At 66.5% G+C, this 18019-nt stretch carries 16 protein-coding genes; 8 read left to right on the top strand and 8 right to left on the bottom strand.

Annotated elements, in window-relative coordinates:
- Positions 1–3: 3 nt before the first annotated feature.
- Positions 4–465 (bottom strand): YidB family protein, encoded by a 462-nt coding sequence (locus QTI05_RS09825; RefSeq protein ID WP_444812876.1) that lies wholly within the window; start codon positions 463–465, stop codon positions 4–6.
- A 122-nt stretch (positions 466–587) separates the two neighbouring features.
- Entirely contained in the window at positions 588–1952 is a 1365-nt protein-coding gene (locus QTI05_RS09830) for a M20/M25/M40 family metallo-hydrolase (protein ID WP_286624176.1), read from the bottom strand.
- An 81-nt stretch (positions 1953–2033) separates the two neighbouring features.
- On the opposite strand from QTI05_RS09830, the gene QTI05_RS09835 reads away from it, so the two are divergent.
- Entirely contained in the window at positions 2034–2957 is a 924-nt protein-coding gene (locus QTI05_RS09835) for a LysR substrate-binding domain-containing protein (protein ID WP_286624178.1), read from the top strand.
- Positions 2958–2962: 5 nt separating this feature from the next.
- On the opposite strand, the gene QTI05_RS09840 is transcribed toward QTI05_RS09835, so the two are convergent.
- Positions 2963–3688 carry a 16S rRNA (uracil(1498)-N(3))-methyltransferase gene (locus QTI05_RS09840; protein ID WP_286624180.1) on the bottom strand — a complete coding sequence of 242 codons (726 nt, stop codon included), beginning with the start codon at positions 3686–3688 and terminating at the stop codon, positions 2963–2965.
- An 8-nt stretch (positions 3689–3696) separates the two neighbouring features.
- A complete protein-coding gene (locus QTI05_RS09845; RefSeq protein WP_286624183.1) occupies positions 3697–4785 on the bottom strand; it encodes an aminoglycoside phosphotransferase family protein in 1089 nt (362 codons plus the stop codon).
- Positions 4786–4885: 100 nt separating this feature from the next.
- Between QTI05_RS09845 and QTI05_RS09850 the strand changes: the two genes are divergently transcribed.
- The 3 genes from QTI05_RS09850 to rsmA are packed head-to-tail and all read left to right on the top strand — an operon-like array spanning position 4886 to position 9488.
- A complete protein-coding gene (locus QTI05_RS09850; protein WP_286624185.1) occupies positions 4886–7276 on the top strand; it encodes an LPS-assembly protein LptD in 2391 nt (796 codons plus the stop codon).
- 11 nt (positions 7277–7287) lie between these two features.
- Complete coding sequence (locus tag QTI05_RS09855) at positions 7288–8715, top strand: peptidylprolyl isomerase (protein ID WP_286624186.1); 1428 nt, start codon at positions 7288–7290, stop codon at positions 8713–8715.
- The gene (rsmA, locus tag QTI05_RS09860) at positions 8712–9488 is read left to right on the top strand and encodes a 16S rRNA (adenine(1518)-N(6)/adenine(1519)-N(6))-dimethyltransferase RsmA (RefSeq protein ID WP_286624188.1); all 777 of its coding nucleotides are present in this window, start codon (positions 8712–8714) and stop codon (positions 9486–9488) included. The genes QTI05_RS09855 and rsmA overlap by 4 nt, the downstream gene beginning before the upstream one ends.
- A 143-nt stretch (positions 9489–9631) precedes the next feature.
- Here the strand turns inward: rsmA and QTI05_RS09865 are convergent, their stop codons facing one another.
- From QTI05_RS09865 to QTI05_RS09880, 4 genes are all read right to left on the bottom strand, one after another.
- Complete coding sequence (locus tag QTI05_RS09865; RefSeq protein ID WP_286657804.1) at positions 9632–9766, bottom strand: hypothetical protein; 135 nt, start codon at positions 9764–9766, stop codon at positions 9632–9634.
- 59 nt (positions 9767–9825) lie between these two features.
- Positions 9826–10245, bottom strand: coding sequence for a barstar family protein (locus QTI05_RS09870; protein WP_435479206.1), 420 nt, complete (start codon positions 10243–10245; stop codon positions 9826–9828).
- Between the two features lie 62 nt (positions 10246–10307).
- Complete coding sequence (locus QTI05_RS09875) at positions 10308–10721, bottom strand: guanyl-specific ribonuclease (RefSeq protein WP_286540406.1); 414 nt, start codon at positions 10719–10721, stop codon at positions 10308–10310.
- A gap of 181 nt (positions 10722–10902) precedes the next feature.
- Positions 10903–13248: an NADP-dependent malic enzyme gene (locus QTI05_RS09880; RefSeq protein WP_286624190.1), complete on the bottom strand. Its 2346-nt coding sequence runs from the start codon at positions 13246–13248 to the stop codon at positions 10903–10905.
- A 196-nt stretch (positions 13249–13444) separates the two neighbouring features.
- On the opposite strand from QTI05_RS09880, the gene QTI05_RS09885 reads away from it, so the two are divergent.
- From QTI05_RS09885 to QTI05_RS09900, 4 genes are all read left to right on the top strand, one after another.
- Positions 13445–14500, top strand: coding sequence for an SPFH domain-containing protein (locus tag QTI05_RS09885; protein ID WP_286540402.1), 1056 nt, complete (start codon positions 13445–13447; stop codon positions 14498–14500).
- Between the two features lie 121 nt (positions 14501–14621).
- Complete coding sequence (locus QTI05_RS09890; RefSeq protein ID WP_286624192.1) at positions 14622–16100, top strand: DUF4178 domain-containing protein; 1479 nt, start codon at positions 14622–14624, stop codon at positions 16098–16100.
- Between the two features lie 92 nt (positions 16101–16192).
- A complete protein-coding gene (locus QTI05_RS09895) occupies positions 16193–16411 on the top strand; it encodes a DUF350 domain-containing protein (RefSeq protein WP_286540400.1) in 219 nt (72 codons plus the stop codon).
- Positions 16412–16415: 4 nt separating this feature from the next.
- Complete coding sequence (locus QTI05_RS09900) at positions 16416–17975, top strand: polyamine aminopropyltransferase (RefSeq protein WP_286624193.1); 1560 nt, start codon at positions 16416–16418, stop codon at positions 17973–17975.
- Positions 17976–18019: the final 44 nt, after the last annotated feature.

The raw sequence follows: 18019 nt of genomic DNA on the forward strand, positions 1-18019 counted from the left end.
GTATCAGCCCTTTTGCAGCAAGCCGCTGAGCGATGCCAGCAGATCGTCGTGGTTGCCGACGCCCTCTTCCGGCACCTTGCCATGCGGCGTCAGGTGATCGATCAGTGCCGGCAGCATCGTCGCCAGCATCGGCAGCAGTGTCTGGGCATTGATGCCGAGCTTGCTGGCGATGGCCGCGATGGTGTCGCTGCCGAGGACATCGTTCAGCTGGTTGCCCGAGACCGGCGCGTTCTCTCCTTTGCCGATCCACGAGCCGATCACGTCGCCCATGCCGGCCTGCTCGAACTTCGTGACCAGCCCGCCGAGCCCGCCGAGCCCGCCCTGCTCGCCGTTGTTCGCCAGCAGCCCGCCGAGCGCGCCGGCCAATCCGCCGAGATCGCCGAGGCCTCCCAGCCCCCCGCCCGGCTGCTGCTGCTGCGCGCCGCCGCCGAGCACTTGTCCGAGTACCGAATCGAGCAATCCCATGATGTTCCCCTGCTGGTTGTGCGCCGAAGCGCGCTTGGTGTGTGACAGAACCGCGTGCATTGTCGAACGCCGCGTCCCGGAATGCGGCGGTGTGGCAACTTTCGGCGTCTCGGCGTGAAGTATTACTTCGCCGCCGCGCGAGGCGGGCGCTTTGGGAGCAACGGTTCGCTCACGCCCTGAACCCCCACCAGTCCCAACACCGTCACCAGCGAATTCTGCGCGCCTTTCCAGCCGTCTGTCACGTCGATCCACTCGCTCAGCGCATGGAATCCGCCCGTCTTGCCGCCGCCGCCGATGATGATGGCCGGGATGCCCAGCGCCATCGGCACGTTCGCGTCGGTGCTCGCGCCCGACAGCAGTGTCTTGTGGCCGAACGCGGTGTTGGCGCGGATGGCAGCCTCGACCATCACCGAGTCGGCCGGAGTGCGGCCGCCCGGCCGGTCGCCGATCAACTTGTTCGACACCGCCAGCGTGGTGACGCCCCAGCGCTTGTTCTCTTCCGCCACGGCCTCGTCGACCGCGGCGAGGATCTTCTTTTCGGTCTCGAGCAGCGGCTCCATCGCGTCGGAGCGGATGTCCACCGCCATGCGCGCGTCGGGCGCGATGGTGTTGACCGAAGTGCCGCCGCCGACCGTGCCGACCGTGAAGGTGGTCTTGGGGAAACTCGGCGTCTTGACGTCGGCGATCTTGGCGATCGCGCGGCCCATGCCATGGATCGCGCTCGGCACCTGGCCGAAGGCGCCATAGCTGTGGCCGCCCGGGCCCTTGAAGGTGAACTCGTAGCGGTGGCTGCCGGTGCCGAGGATCAGCACGCTGCCGTCCGGTGCCGGCTCCAGGCCGACCATGCCGTCGATGTCGAGCTGATCGCGGAACAGCGCCTTCATGCCGCGCAGGTTGCCGAGTTCTTCCTCGCCCACATTGCCCACGAACAGCAGGTCGCCCACGGTCTGCACCTTGTTGTCGTTCAGCACCTTGAGCCACGACAGCAGTACGCTGAGCCCCCGCGTGTCGTCCGAGATGCCGGGCGCGTAGAGCTTGCCGTCGCGCTCCTTCACCTTCACGTCGGTGCCGGCCGGGAACACGGTGTCCAGGTGCGCCGAAATCAGGAGCTTCGGCCCGTTGCCCGTGCCCTTGCGCAGGCCGACCACGTTGCCCTCGGCATCGATCTTCGCGTCGGCGAGGCCGAGCGCTTTCATGCGTGCCAGAAACGCTTCCGCGCGCTTCTGTTCCTTGAACGGCGGCGCCTCGATCTCGGTCAGCATCTTCAGGTCTTCGACCGAGCGGTCGTGGTCGGCCTTGACCGCGTCGAGCAGCTTCAGGATGGCCGGCGACGCCATCAATTGCGTGTAGGCCTGGTCGATGGCGGGCTTGACCTGCGCGGGCGTCGACGCCACGGCGTTGAAGCTCTGGGCATGCGCGGCGCCGGCCGCCATCAGCGCGGCTGCGGCGGCAAGGGTGGCAAGGCGGTGGCGAAGGGCGTGCGGCATGGCGTGTTGGGTGTGGATGGACAGCAAGCCGGCATTCTTTCAATTTCCGGCCAGCGCCGCTCTCCTTTAATCTAGCGAGCTGTGAGTTTTTCTAACACCCGCCGCCATCTGCCCACGACCCGCGCACTGCTGGTGTTCGACGCGGTCGCGCGCCACCATGGCCTCAGCAAGGCGGCCGAGGCGCTGAGCCTCACGCACGGCGCGGTGAGCCAGCAGCTGCGGCTGCTCGAAACGCAACTGGGCGTCCGGCTGGTGCTGCGCACCGCGCGCGGCTCGCAGCTCACGGAAGCCGGTCGTCGCTACCACGCGCAGATCGCCGGCGACCTGCTGCGGCTGGAGAACCACACGCTCGAAGCGATGGCGCAGCGTCCCGATGGCGTGCGTCTGCTGGTCGGCGCGGTTCCGGTGCTGGCCGAGCGCTGGCTGATCCCGCGGCTGCCGGCTTTTGCGCAACGCGAGCCGGCCTGCAGCCTGCACCTGCAGGTGTTTCCGACGCAGGTCTACATGGACGAGCCGGCCTTCGACGTGGCCCTGCAGTACGACGATGCCGTCTGGCCCGGCGCATCGGTGCGGCCGCTCATGCCGGAACAGTGCGTCGCCGTGTGCGCCCCGCAGGCACGCGGCCGGCGCGAGATGGGGCGCGGCGACTTCAGCGGCGCCACCTTGCTGCAACTCACTTCACGGCTGGGTGCATGGGAGGACTGGTTCGCACAGGCCGGGATCGAACGCACGCCGGCGAACGCGGTTGCGGGTCACCGTTTCGACCTGTTCTCGATGCTGGTCGAGGCGGTGCGCGCCGGTCTCGGCGTGGGCCTGGTGCCGCGCTACTTCGTCGAGCGCGAACTGAAGGCGGGCGAACTGGTGCTGGCCCATGCCAGGGTCGGCCAGCACAGCCGCGGCTACAGCGTGTTCGTTGCGCCGCACCGGGCGCAAGACCCTCTGGTGGCGGCGTTCACGGGCTGGCTCGCCGAAGCGGCCGGCGCCGCGCCGGGCGAACCGGCCTGACCGGCTTACCCCGCGAGCGCGACCAGGGCGGCGAGCGCCGCCGTCTCGGCCCGCAGCACGCGCGGGCCGAGCGTGAGCGGCGCAAAGCCGCTGCGCAGCGCTGCTTCTTCTTCGGCGGCACTGAGGCCGCCTTCGGGGCCGCTGAGCACCGTGAAGCGTTGTTGCGGCCCGGCGGCGGCCAGCGCCGAGGCGGCGCGCGCGCCCGGCGCAAAACTCAGCACGCTGCGTGCTTCCCCGGCATCGGCGCTCGGCAGTGCGCCGAGCCATTCGTTCAGCGAGCGCACCGGCAGCACCTGTGGAACGCGGTTGCGGCCGCATTGCTCGCACGAGGCGATGGCCACCGCCTGCCAGTGCGCGACCTTCTTGTCCGCGCGCTCGCCAGAGAGCCGCAACACCCCGTGCGCGGTCACCAGCGGCTGGATCACCGCCGCGCCGAGTTCGGTGGCTTTTTCGACCAGCCAGTCCATGCGCTCGTTGGTCGGCATGCCGACCGCGAGCTGCACCGCCCGCGGCGCTTCACGTTCGACCGGGTCGTGTGCCCCGACCTGCACCGTGACCTCGCTGCGGCCCATGCGTTCGACCGTCGCGGCGTATTCGCCGCCAGCGCCATCGAACAGCGTGATCTCGCCGCCAGGCTGCAGCCGCAGCACCTGTACGTGACGCGCCGCGCCCGGCGGCAGCGTCAGCGCGACGCCGGCCGACAGCGGCACGGAACAGTGGAAGCGTGGCATCGGCGGATTCAGACCCGTCCGAATGCGAAACCGGTTGCGTCGGCAGTGCCTTCGACTTCGTCGATCACGCGCAGCAGCGGCGTGAGCTGCGCATAGCGCGCGGCGGTGGTGCGGATGTAGCGGATGAAGCGCGGCGTGTCGGCCAGGTATTTGGGCTTGCCATCGCGCAGCGTCAGCCGCGCGAAGATGCCGGCCACCTTCAGATGGCGCTGCAGGCCCATCCATTCCACCGCACGGTAGAAGCTGCCGAAGTCGTCGTCCACCGGCAGCTTCGCGCGGCGCGCCGCTTCCCAGTAACGCACGGTGACGTCGAGCACGAACTCCTCGTCCCAGCTCAGGAAGGCGTCGCGCAGCAGGCTGGCAATGTCGTAGCTGATCGGGCCATAGGTCGCGTCCTGGAAATCGAGCACGCCCAGCCCGCCGTCGGCGCCGACCATCAGGTTGCGCGGCATGTAGTCGCGGTGCACGTACACGCTGGCCGACGCGAGGTTGGTTTCGACGATCTGGCGGAACGCCCGGTCAAGCCGCTCCTTCAGCATGCCCTCGACCGCGACGCCGCGGTACTTGCCCAGATACCACTCTGGAAACAGCGACAGCTCACGCTCGAGCAGCGCCCGGTCGTAGGGCGGCAGCACGCCAGGCTTGGACGCGAGCTGCCAGCGGATCAGTGCGTCGATTGCCTCCAGGTAGTGCGGTAGGTTCGCCTCGGGCCGGGCCGGGTCGATCACGTCGAGCAGGGTCTGCGTGCCGAGGTCGTCCAGCAGCAGGAAGCCGTCGGCCTGGTGCCAGTCGAGCACCTGCGGGGCCTTGACACCCGCCTCGGCCATCAGTTGCGCGACCTGCACAAAGGGAGCGCTGTTTTCCTTGTCTGGAGGCGCGTCCATCACGATCCGGGTGCCCACTGCGACATCGTTGCTGTCGACGCGAAAATAGCGCCGGAAGCTGGCGTCGGCCGACGCCAGCCGCACCGATTCGGGCAGCAGCCGCTGGGCCGGCGCGATGGCCGTCAGCCAGCGTTCGAACGCCACGGCGCGGGCCGGGTCGCTCCAGGAGATGGGCGGGGCGAGGCCGGCGGCCGGTGGCGGGGGTGCTGTCATGGATAATCGATTCTACAAATGCAAGCCGGCTCCGGCCGACCCCTTGCCCCCTCCGGCCGCGCTGCGCCGCTCTTGCCCGACCTTCTTGTTGCCTGTGCCGATGCCTGATCTGACCCGCGCTACCCGGCGCCGGTGCCGCCCTCCGCTGCCGCTGGCTGTGCTTTCGCTCGCGTTGCTGCATGCCCATGGCGCCGCAGCACAGGGCGCAGACTTCGATGCGCCGCTGACACTCAAGCGCACCCCCCAGCTGCAGGAAACGCTGCCAAAAACGATGCGCGGCGAGCAGTCGAGCTTCATCACCGGCGACAAGATCACGGGCCGGCCCGATCTGGAAACCGTGGTCACCGGCAATGCCTCGCTGCGCCGCGGCGACACCGTGATCAACGCCGACCGGCTCGAATACGACCAGCCCGGCGATCTTGCCAAGGCCACCGGCCACGTGCGCGTGAACCAGGCCGGCAATGTGTACGAGGGGCCGGAACTCGAACTCAAGGTCGAGAGCTTCGAAGGCTTCTTCAACAATGTGCGCTACCGCTTTCTCGCCACCGGCGGCCACGGCGACGCGCAGCGCATCGACTTCGTCGACGAGTCCCGCTCGATTGCGCGGCAGGCCACCTACACCACCTGCCGGCGCGAAGATTTTCCGGGCTGGGTGCCGGCCTGGATGCTGAGTGCGACCACGCTCAACACCGACACCGAAGAAAACGTCGGCGTGGCCGAGAACGCGCAGCTCACTTTCATGGGCCTGAGCACACCGCCCTTTCCGAGCCTGAGCTTTCCGCTCAGCAGCGCGCGCAAGAGCGGTTTCCTGCCGCCGACGATCGGGGTCGACAACATCAACGGCATCGAGGTCACGCAGCCGTACTACTGGAACATCGCACCGAACCGCGATGCCACCTTCACCCCGACGGTGATGAGCAAGCGCGGCGTGAACCTGAGCAACGATTTCCGCTATCTCGAAAAGGGCTACAGCGGCGAGATCCGGTTCGACTACATGCCGAGCGACACGCTGCGCAGCCGCGACCGCTGGGGCATCTGGGCCCACCACTCCCAGACCTTCGACCCTAAGCCTTTCGGCCTCGATTCGCTGAGCGCTTCGCTCAGCCTCAACCGCGTGAGCGACGACGATTACTGGCGCGACTTCACACGCACGCCGTCGCTCACCCAGCGCCTGCTCGCGAGCGAGGCATCGCTCAACTGGAGCAAGGGTGACTGGAGCGGCCAGGCGCGCGCCTTGCAGTACCAGACGCTCAAGTACGACCTGTCGCCGATCACGCCGCCCTACGACCGCCTGCCGCAGATCACCGCCAACTACAACAAGTACGACTGGCACGGCTTCGACATCACGCTCAACACCGACTACACGCGCTTCAGTGGCGACCCGTTGGTGCAGCTCCAGCCCAATGCCGAGCGGGTCTACGCGCTGGCGGCGATCAGTCGGCCGTTCCTGACGCCCGGCACCTTCATCATTCCGAAGCTCCAGCTGCACACCCGCGCCTACCAGTTCGATGCGCCGCTTTCCACCGGCGCCAGCTCGGCCAGCAGCACGGTGCCGACCTTCAGCCTCGACAGCGGCCTGATCTTCGAGCGTGACGCAAGCTTCTTCGGCCGCTCGTTCCGCCAGACCCTCGAGCCACGCGCGTTCTACGTCTACACGCCCTACCGCAACCAGAGCGTCATTCCGGTGTACGACACCGCGGCGAACGATTTCAACTTCGCCACGATCTATACCGAAAACGCGTTCTCGGGCAACGACCGCATTGCCGACAACAACCTGCTCACGCTGGGCGTCACTTCTCGCCTGATCGATCCGGACACCGGCGCCGAGGCAGCCCGCTTCGGCATCGCGCAGCGGCTCCGGTTCGCCGATCAGAAGGTCCAGCTGCCCGGCGTTGCACCGGTGACCGACCGGGTCAGCGACCTGCTGCTCGGCGCCCAGATCAACTGGACGCCAAAGTGGAGCGTCGACACGACGATCCAGTACAACCCCGACACCCAGACCTCGACGCGCAACACCGTCGGTGTGCGCTACAGCCCGGGGCCCTACCGCACCATCAGCGCGGCCTACCGCTTCCAGGCCGATTCGAGCGTGGGCGCGGGCGACGGCAACAAGTCGATCGATATCGGCTGGCAGTGGCCGCTGAACGACCTGTGGGGTGACAAGGGCAAGGATCTCGGCCCCGGCAAGGGCCAGGGCGGTGGGCGTTGGTATTCGGTGGGCCGGCTCAACTACAGCATGATCGACCGCAAGCTGACTGACGCCGTGGTCGGCGTCGAATACGACGGCTGCTGCTACATCGCGCGCGTGGTGCTGGAACGTCTGACCACCGGCCAGGTCACAGCCAACAAGCGCATCATGTTCCAACTCGAGTTCGTCGGCTTTTCGAGCGTCGGTTCCAGCCCGATGCAGACCTTGCGAACCAACATCCCGCGCTACACGCCGCTGCGCCAGCCGGTTCCCGGCCCCAGCCGCTTTACCAATTACGACTGAGCATCTTCGCCATGAAACACCTTCGCTCCACCCTCACCCTGGCCGTCGTTGCGGCACTGGCCGCGGCGTCCGGCGCGCAGGCGCAAGGCTCCCGCCCCAATACCGCGAGCACCGCCAGCCGCGGCATCACCGACATCATGCGGGCGCCCCAGCGTTTCGGCGCGGTGCCGCCGGCGCCACGTGCGCCCGCAGCACCCACGACGCAACGTGCCGCCGAGTACATCGTGGCACTGGTCAATTCCGAACCGATCACCAATTCCGACGTGCAGCAGCGGGTGGCGCGCATCATCGAGCAGAACCCGGCCGAGGCCGGCAAGATCTCGCGCCCTGAACTGAATTCGATGGTGCTCGAACGCCTGATCGGTGAACGCGCCCAGTTGCAGGTTGCCAAGGAACAGAACATCAAGGTCGACGATGTGGCGGTCGATCAGGCCGAGCAGACCGTGGCGCGGCAGAACCAGCTCACGGTGGAAGAGTTGCGCAAGCGGGTGGCGGCCGAGGGCCTGACGCAGGTGGAGTTCCGCCGAGACCTGCGCAACCAGCTGCTGCTCACGCGTTTGCGCGAGCGCGAGGTGGAGCCGCGCGTGAAGATCAGCGACCTCGAAGTCGAGCAGTTCCTGCGCGACCAGCGCACCTCGCCCAATGCCGCGCTGGCACCCGACATCAACATCGCGCAAATCATGGTGGCCGTGCCAGAGGGCGCCAGCGACGCGCAGGTCGCCACGCTGCAGCAAAAGGCCCAGGGCATCGCGCAACGTGCGCGCAGTGGCGAGGATTTCGCCAAGCTCGCCACCGAACTGTCCGACTCGCCCGACAAGGCCAACGGCGGTGCGCTGGGATTGCGCAACGCCGAACGCTACCCGCCCCTGTTCGTCGAAGCGACGGCGTCGACCCCGGTGAACGGCGTGGCCGGTCCGGTGCGCTCGGGTGCGGGCTTCCATGTGCTCAAGGTGCTGGCCAAGGTGCAGGCCGGCGCGTCGGATGCCACCGTCACGCAAACCCAGGTGCGCCACATCCTGTTGCGCACCGATGCGCGCCTCAGCAACGAGCAGGCAGTGGCCAAGCTGGCGGAGTTCAAGCGCCGCATCCAGGGCGGCACGGCCGACTTTGCAGGGCTGGCACGCGACAACTCGCAGGATGCCAGCGCCAAGGATGGCGGCGAACTCGGCTGGTCGCGTTCGGGCCAGTTCGTGCCCGAATTCGAGGATGCCATGAACCGCCTTGCGCCGGGCCAGATCAGCGATCCGGTGGTGTCGCGTTTCGGCGTGCACCTGATCCAGGTCGAGGGCCGGCGCGAAAGCAAGCTCACGCCAGCCGAACAGCGCGAAGCCGCGCGCAACGCGCTGCGCGAGAAGCGTCTTGACGAAGCCTTCGACACCTGGTCGCAGGAAGTCCGCGCCCGCGCGTTTGTCGAGTTCCGCGAACCGCCGCAGTCTTGAAGCACATCGCGCGCAAGCGCTTCGGCCAGCATTTCCTGTCCGACGGCGGCATCATCGACGCGATCGTGCAGGCGATAGCGCCACAGCCGGGCGATGCGATGGTCGAGATCGGGCCCGGGCTGGCCGCCCTTACGCAGCCGTTGGTCGAACGGCTCGGCCACCTCACCGTGATCGAACTCGACCGCGACCTGGCGGCGCGCCTGCGCGCCCATGCGCAACTGGAGGTGATCGAGTCCGACGTGCTCAGGGTCGACTTTGCAGCCCTCGCGGCACAGAAGGCGCCGGCCCCGTTGCGCGTGGTGGGCAACCTGCCCTACAACATCTCGACGCCGATCCTCTTTCACCTGCTCGGCTCTGCGCACCTCATCGCCGACCAGCACTTCATGCTGCAGAAGGAAGTGATCGACCGCATGGTGGCGCGCCCGGCCACTTCCGACTACAGCCGGCTCAGCGTGATGCTGCAGTGGCGCTATGCGATGGAAAACGTGCTGTTCGTGCCGCCCGAGAGCTTCGAGCCGCCGCCGCGGGTCGACAGCGCCGTGGTGCGCATGGTGCCGCTGGCCGAGCCGCCAGTGGTCGATGCGGCGCGCCTGGGCGAGATCGTGCAGGTCGCCTTCAGCCAGCGCCGCAAGATCATGCGGCACACGCTCGGCAAATGGCTGGAGACACACGGCTTTGCCGGCAGCTTCGATGTCCAGCGCCGGGCGGAAGAAGTGCCCGTGGCCGAGTACGTGGCGCTGGCACAAGCCGTCCCCCCAACAACCCGACGCTGAAATGAAAAAAGCCCGTCATCGACGGGCTTTTTTCTGTTCGTGAGGCGCCGTCGAACCGGCTTCGCCGGTCGACTGGCGCCGCCCCCGGCAGGGGGTTGGCGAAGCGGACACGAAGTGCCGCGCAGCCTGGGGGCGAGCAACAGTTAAGCGGCGGCCAGCCAGTAGCCGGCGTTGAAAGGGCTGCTCATGCGCAGCGCCAGTGGCGAGACGTCGACCAACTTGTCGGTCGGCATTTTCTCGGCGTTGGGATCGGCGTTCAAGTCGATACCCGAGAGCACGTCTGTGCCCTGCGAAGCCTCGTTCGCCCGTTCTGCTTGGCTGGTGTGTGCAGAACGGGCTACAGAAAAGAATAGAAGCACCTGAACGGTATCTTCCGGTCTCCCCAGTAGTCGGAGGCGTCGCGGAAGATGTCGAGCAGCTGCTCGCGGGCTTCCTTGTCGAACTTGGCATTGGCCGGGATCTGCTCGAGCACGATCACGAAGCCGGGCTGCGGGCCCGATTTGTGCAACGGGTCGGTCATGCAGTCGTACAGCGCATCGAAGTTCTTGCCGAAGTGCGCCGGAAAGGTGAACTGCTGGGCGATCAGGTCGAGCACGTCCTGCTTGGTCTGGGCGTTGCCCAGATTGGCATACAGAAAGTGCTGGCCCGCCGAATGCGCCGCTTCCTGCAGGTCGCTCACGCGGAAGGCGCGAATCGACTGCACGATGTTCGGTCGCACGGCACGAAGGGATAAGGTCATCTCCGCTGGTCTTTCCATGGTTGTCGTCGTCATTTTTTCCAGGCGCTTCGGGGCGCCGCTCCAATCGAGTTCATCGCTGCTCATGGCACGATCCGCCGAAAGCTCGCGTAGTGGTCGGCCGTATACCAGCAGGCCACCGGTGTCGTGCGTTCGCCACCACAGACGATGCGCCGCGCACCGCGATCACGCGAACCGGGGGTATCGACCGTGTATTCACGGTAGTGGCCACGCCGTTCCCGCGGCAGCAGTTGTTCGCGGTTGCCGAACACCGAGCCGTCTTTTTCATGTCGGAAGGAACCACCGTTCAAAATGGCCGCGTAGGTTTTCTGCCCTTGCACCGGCAGTTCGGTCAACGCAATCGATTCCCGAACCGGCTGCCCGGCTTTGGTGCCGAACCACTCACGAGCCTGAACTCCGGTGCTCAACGCCACCAGCAACAAGCCGGTGATCGCAAAACTGGAAAAAGGGGACGTGTTCGGGGCGTTAGCCACCATGGAGCACCAGAAGGAAAAAGAGCGGAGCCGAATCAGGGATCAACCTTGGGGTTAACCCGCAAATTCAAGCCCGTGAGTGTGCACCAGCCTTGCCCAAATAGCAAGCGCCTGCCCAAGGAATGGGCAGGGCGAAGAGGGCGGTCCCTCGCAGCGAAGTTAGCGATTGCTGTCGGGAAAACGCTCAGCGATCGGCGTTGGCATCCGCAACGGTGAGTGCCGTCATGTTCACGATGCGGCGAACTGTTGCACTGGCGGTGAGAATATGCACAGGTTTGGCCGCGCCGAGCAGCACCGGCCCGATCGCAATATTTCCGCCTGCCGCCGTTTTCAGCAGGTTGTAGGAAATATTGGCCGCGTCGATGTTCGGGAACACCAGCAGGTTGGCGTTGCCCGCCAGCGCGCTGTGCGGCATCACGATGGCGCGCTGCTTGCCATCGAGCGCCACGTCGCCGTGCATTTCGCCGTCGACCTCGAGCCACGGCGCCTGTTCGCGCAGCAGCGCCAGCGTCTTGCGCATCTTGATCGCGCTGGGCTGCTCGCTGGTGCCGAAGTTCGAATGCGACAGCAGCGCGGCCTTCGGCTTCAGGCCGAAGCGCATCATTTCCTCGGCCGCCATGGTGGTGATCTCGGCCAGCTCTTCCGGGGTCGGGTCGTAGTTGACATGGGTGTCGACCAGGAAGATCTGGCGATCGGGCAGCAGCAGGCCGTTCATGCAGGCATACACCGGCACGTCCTGCGGCGTGCTTTCGCAGCCGCCGGCGCGCTTGCCGATCACCTGGTCGATGTAGTGCAGGTGCGTCTGGGTGGTGCCCCAGGTGCCGCAGATCAGGCCGTCGACCTCGCCCTTGTGCAGCAGCATCGACCCGATCAGCGTCAGGCGGCGCCGCATCTCGATCTTGGCCGTTTGCACGGTCTGGCCCTTGCGCTCGGTCATGCGGTGGTAGGTCTGCCAGAAATCGCGGTAGCGGTGATCCTGCTCAACGTTGACGATGTCGTAGTCGAGCTCTTCCTTCAGGCGCAGGCCGAACTTTTCGATGCGCGCCGCGATGATGGCCGGGCGGCCGATCAGCGTCGGCCGGGCAATGCCCTCGTCGACCACGATCTGCACTGCGCGCAGCACGCGCTCCTCTTCGCCTTCGGCAAAAGCCACGCGCTTCTTGCTGGCGCGTTTGGCGGCATCGAAGATGGGTTTCATCGTCGTGCCCGACGCGTAGACGAAGCTCTGCAGGCGGTCGCGGTAGGCGTCCAGATCCTTGATCGGCCGGGTCGCCACACCGCTGTCTTCGGCGGCCTTGGCCACGGCCGGCGCGATCTTCATCATGAGCCGCGGATCGAACGGCTTCGGAATCAGGTATTCGGGGCCGAAGCTCAGCTTCTCGCCGACATAGGCGGCCGCCACACGCTCGCTCTGCTCGGCCTGGGCCAGGTCGGCAATCGCATGCACCGCAGCGATTTCCATCTCGTCGGTGATCGTGGTGGCGCCGCAATCGAGTGCGCCGCGGAAGATGTACGGGAAACACAGGACGTTGTTGACCTGGTTCGGGTAGTCGGTGCGGCCGGTGGCCATGATGACGTCGCCGCGCACCGCGTGCGCGTCTTCGGGCGCGATCTCGGGATTGGGATTGGCCAGCGCAAAGATCACCGGGTTGGGCGCCATCTTCGCCACCATCGCCGGCTTCAGCACGCCGCCGGCCGAGAGGCCGAGGAACACGTCCGCGCCCTCGATCACTTCGGCCAGCTTGCGCAGGTCGGTCTTTTGCATGTACTGGCGCTTGTCGTCGTCCATGAGCTCTTCGCGGCCTTCGTAGACCACGCCGGCCAGATCGGTCACGTAGACGTTCTCGCGCTTCAGGCCGACCTTGAGCAGCAGGTTCAGGCAGGCCAGCGCCGCGGCGCCGGCGCCCGAGGTGACGAGCTTGACCTTGGCGATGTCCTTGCCAGCGACCTTGAGACCGTTGACCATCGCCGCCGCCACCGTGATGGCCGTGCCGTGCTGGTCATCGTGGAACACCGGAATCTTCATGCGCTTGCGCAGTTCGCGCTCCACGTAGAAGCAGTCCGGCGCCTTGATGTCCTCGAGGTTGATCGCGCCGAAGGTCGGCTCCAGCGCGGCGATCACCTCGACCAGCTTGACCGGATCCTTCTCGTCGATCTCGATGTCGAACACATCGACGCCGGCGAACTTCTTGAACAGCACGCCCTTGCCTTCCATCACCGGCTTGGAGGCCAGCGGGCCGATGTCGCCGAGGCCGAGCACCGCAGTGCCGTTGGTGATGACGCCCACCAGATTGCCCCGGGACGTGTACTTGAAGGCGTTGAGCGGATCCTTGACGATCTCCTCGCAGGGCGCTGCCACGCCGGGCGAGTAGGCCAGCGACAGATCGCGCTGGTTCACCATCTGCTTGGTCGCCGCGATGGCGATCTTGCCGGGCACCGGAAACTCGTGGTACTCGAGCGCCGCGAGGCGCAGTTCGGCGCGCTTGTCTTCGGCGCTGGGGGCAGTGGTGGTCGAGGCGGAATCGGACATGGGCAACTGGCTCCGGCTGTCGCTGGCGCGCGTCGAATGGCGCGTCCGCGACACTGTTGTAGGGGGCGCGATTGTAGACCCGGGGCCTGGCGGCATAGGCTGCATGGCCGGCCTGCCCGGCCGCCAAAAAGCCGGCGAAGGCCGGCGCCAATGTGGCAATATGCCCCCGCCCAGAACAACCTGACGAGGAGAAGCCATGGCCCTGATGGATTTCATCAAGAAGCAGTTCATCGACATCATCCAGTGGACCGAGACCGGCGACGGCACACTGGCCTGGCGTTTCCCGATGGCCGAGATGGAAATCCAGAACGGCGCCTCGCTCACGGTGCGCGAGTCCCAGGTTGCGGTGTTCGTCAACGAGGGCAAGGTGGCCGACGTGTTCGGCCCCGGCATGTACAAGCTCACGACGCAGACGCTGCCGGTGCTCACCTACCTGAAGAACTGGGACAAGCTGTTCGAGTCCCCGTTCAAGAGCGACGTCTACTTCTTCAGCACGCGCCAGCAGGTCGACCAGAAGTGGGGCACGCCCCAGCCGATCACGATCCGCGACAAGGACTTCGGCGCGGTGCGGCTGCGCGCCTTCGGCAACTACAGCTTCCGCATCGGCGATGCGAAGCTGTTCCACACCGAGATCTCGGGCACGCGCGACATCTACAGCGTGGCCGACCTCGACGGCCAGCTGCGCGGTCTGGTGCTGCAGAACATCAGCAATGCCATCGCCGCCAGCGGCGTGCCGTTCCTCGATCTCGCGGCCAACCAGATCCAGTTCGCGACGGCGCTGGCCACCCAGCTGGTGCCCGAGTTCGCCAAGATCGGCATCAAGCTCGAAAGCATCACGGTACAGAACGTCTCGCTGCCCGAAGAGCTGCAGAAGATCCTCGACCAGAAAATCGGCATGGGCATGGTCGGCAACGACATGGGCAAGTTCATGCAGTACCAGACGGCGCAGGCGATTCCGAAGTTCGCCGAAGGCGCGGGCCACGGCAGCGGCATCGCAGGCGACGCGATGGGCCTGGGGGCCGGCGTGGCGCTCGGTCAGGTAATGGCGCAGAACCTGGCGCAGGGGCTGAACCCGAACAACAACGCAGCGGCTGCTGCTGCGGCGGCCGCGGCCCAGCCCGCAGTGGCCGTGGTGAGCGCTGCCGACGTCATGACCACGCTCGAAAAGCTCGGCGAGCTCAAGGCCAAGGGCATCCTCACGCAGGAAGAGTTCGACGCCAAGAAGGCCGACCTGCTCAAGAAGTTGGTCTAACCCCCAGGCTTCGCGCACTTCGTGTCGCTTCTCCTTCCCCCTTGCAGGGGGCAATACCTGTGGCCCGGCGTAGCCGGTTCCACGGTATTCCCGATGTCTGCAGCCGTCGTTCCTCGCTGCCATGGCTGAGGCCCCCCAACGCGCCTACCGCGCGCCCTGCCCCGGCTGCGGCGCGCCGGTCGAGTTCCGTTCGGCCCAATCGACCTTTGCCGTCTGCCCCTACTGCCAGAGCACCGTGGTGCGGCAGGGCGACACCCTGGCGCGCGTGGGCAAGATGGCCGAGCTGTTCGACGACTTCAGCCCGCTGCAGCTGTTTGCCGCCGGCCGCATCCAGGACAAGCCCTTCACGCTGGTCGGCCGGCTGCAGTACAGCTACCCGGGCGGGCGCTGGACGGAGTGGATCGCTGCGCTCGACGGCGACCGCACCGGCACGCTGAGCGAGGACAACGGCGCCTACGTCTTCTCGCTGCCGCTCGAATTGCAGCGGCCCGCGCCTCCGGCCGGCGAGTTGCGCGTCGGCGCCACGACCGCCTTCAACGGCCAGAACTACACGGTGGCTTCGAGCGAACTGGTGTCGCTGCTGTCGGCCCAGGGTGAACTGCCGCGGCTGCCGGAACTCGGCAAGCCGTTCACCGTGGTCGAACTTCGCAGCGACAACGGCCTGGTGCTCAGCCTCGACTACGACACCAGTCCGCCCGGCGCCTACCTCGGCCGCGCGGTGCAGCTCGAAGACCTGCAGCTCACCGGCCTGCGCGACGAATCGGCCAAGGACGAGAAAGGCCGCGGCTTCGCCTGCCCCAATTGCGGCGCGCCGGTCACGGTCAACTTCGAGAACAGCAAGAGCATCACCTGCGCGAGCTGCAACAGCATCATCGACCTGACCCAGGGCATCGGCGGCGAGCTCAAGCATGCCGAGCAGGACGAGCCGGTGCGCCCGCTGATTCCGCTCGGCACCCTGGGCCAGCTGCAGGGCGTGGCATGGCAGGTGGTCGGCTTCCAGCACCGCATGGGGGCCGAACCCGGCGACGACGAGCACTTCGGCTGGGACGAATACCTGCTCTACAACAAGAAGCGCGGCTTCAGCTTCCTGGTCGATGCCGAAGACGGCTGGAGCATGGTCAAGCCGACCACGGGTGCACCGACCCTGGCCAGCAGCAATGCGACCACCGCCGCCTACCTCGGCAAGAGCTACCAGCAGCAGTACGCCTACAACGCCGAAACCACCTACGTGGCCGGCGAGTTCTACTGGAAGGTCGAGCGCGGCCAGAAAACCTTCAACCGCGACTTCGCGGCGGGCAAGTCGCTGCTGTCGATGGAGCGCTCGGCCAGCGAGTTGACCTGGTCGTCCGGGGACAAGCTCGACAGCGCCGCCGTCGCCACCGCGTTCAAGCTCGACGCGAAGAAGGAGATGTTCAAGCGCAACGATGCGGCACCGCTGAGCGCCGCGTCCGGCCTGGGCTGCGGCACCATCATCCTGATCGTGGTGGTGATCATCGTCCTGCTGATCATCCTGAGCACCTGCAGCAGCTCGTCGGGCAGCGGCTACCGCAGTTCGGGCGGCTCGTCCGGCGGCTACTCGAGTGGCGGCGGGCACAAATGACCCCCCCGGACTTGGCGGCGCCAGTTTTGGAGCGCGCGCATTGTGCGATGACTGAGTGCAAACTGAATCAACTTTGACTGGAGGTCCTCATCATGGGATTTGAATGGCTGAAACCGGGCGTGGTCCTCGGCTCCCTCGTGTACGCGCTGATCGGCGTCGTGATCTTCTGGCTCTGCTTCCTGATCATCGACAAGATCACGCCCTACGACCTGTGGGGCGAGATCGTCGAGAAGCAGAACGTGGCGCTCGGCCTCGTGGTCGCGGCCATGAGCCTCGGCATCTGCGTCATCGTCGCAGCGGCGATCCATTGACGCTGTGAGCGTCGTCTCTCCGCCCGCGCGGGCCGTGGGCGCGCGGCCGGTCGAAATCGCGCTGCTGGCCAGCGTGTTCGTCATCGCGGCCTGCGGTCTGGTGTACGAGCTGACCGCGGCGGCGCTGAGCTCCTACCTGCTCGGCGACTCGGTGCTGCAGTTCAGCACCATCATCGGCACCTACCTGTTCGCGATGGGCGTGGGCTCCTGGCTCTCGCGCTACTTCGAGCGCCAGTTACCGGCGCACTTTCTGCGCATCGAACTGCTGGTGGCGCTGGTCGGCGGCACCTTGCCCGCCATCCTGTTCCTTGCCAACGCCTGGGTTCCGGGCGCGTTCCGACCGCTGCTGTATGGCCTGGTGATGGTGGTTGGCGCGCTGGTCGGGCTGGAGATCCCGCTGGTGATGCGCATCCTCAAGCGCAACGTGCAGTTGAAGGATCTGGTGTCGCAGGTGCTCACCTTCGACTACCTCGGCGCGCTCGCGGTGTCGATCGCGTTCCCGCTGCTGCTGGTGCCGCAGCTCGGCATGATCCGTACCGGTTTGCTGTTCGGCTTCATGAACGCAGCGGTGGCGTTGTGGGCGCTCTGGCTGTTCCGCCACGAGCTGCGGCGCGTCGGCGTTCATGCGCTGGCCTGCCTGCTAACGCTGGCCGCCATCGGCGCGGCCTTCGCCGGTGCGGAACGCATCACGACCGTGGCCGAAGACAAGTTCTACCAGGACCGCATCGTGTTCAGCGCGAGTTCGCCGTACCAACGCATCGTGGTCACGCGCGGCCAGCTTGGGCACCGCTTGTTCCTGAACGGCAACCTGCAGTTCGCCGAGCGCGACGAGTACCGCTACCACGAGGCGCTGGTGCACCCGGTGATGGCCGCGCAGGGCGCACCGAAGAAAGTCGCGGTGCTCGGTGGCGGCGACGGCATGGCGGTGCGCGAGATCCTCAAGTACCCGTCGGTCGAGCAGGTCACGCTGGTCGAGCTCGATCCGAACATGACGACCCTGTTCAGCACGCACGAAACCTTGTCGGCGCTGAACGGCGGTGCGCTGAAATCGCCGAAGCTGAAGATCGTCAATACCGATGCGTTCCAGTGGCTGCAGCAGGGCCGCCTGGGGGCCGACGATACCTTCGACGTGATCGTGGTCGACTTCCCCGACCCGACCAACTTCGCGATCGGCAAGCTCTACACCAGCGCCTTCTACGCCTTGCTCGAAAAGCGCCTGTCGGCCAGCGGCTACGCCGTGATCCAGACCACCTCGCCCTTGGTCGCGCGCCGCAGTTTCTGGACAGTCGCCACCACGATCGAATCGGTGGGCTTGCTGGCGACGCCCTACCACGCGCATGTGCCGAGCTTCGGCGAATGGGGCTTCATCATCGCGAGCCGCAGGCCTTACCGGCAGCCCGACGCATTGCCCGACGGCTTGCGCTTCCTGACGGCAAAGACACTGCCGCTGTTGTTCGATTTTCCCAAGGACATGGCGCGGGTTCCGACCGAAGTGAACCGCCTCTCGAACCAGGTTCTGGTCACCACCTACGAGCAGGAATGGGGCAAGGTGGTGGCGCATTGACTACGCACACCCCCAGTCTTCGCGCACTTCGTGTCGCTGCGCCA

This window comes from Variovorax fucosicus (genome assembly GCF_030316825.1).
GTDB classification, from domain to species: domain Bacteria; phylum Pseudomonadota; class Gammaproteobacteria; order Burkholderiales; family Burkholderiaceae_C; genus Variovorax; species Variovorax fucosicus.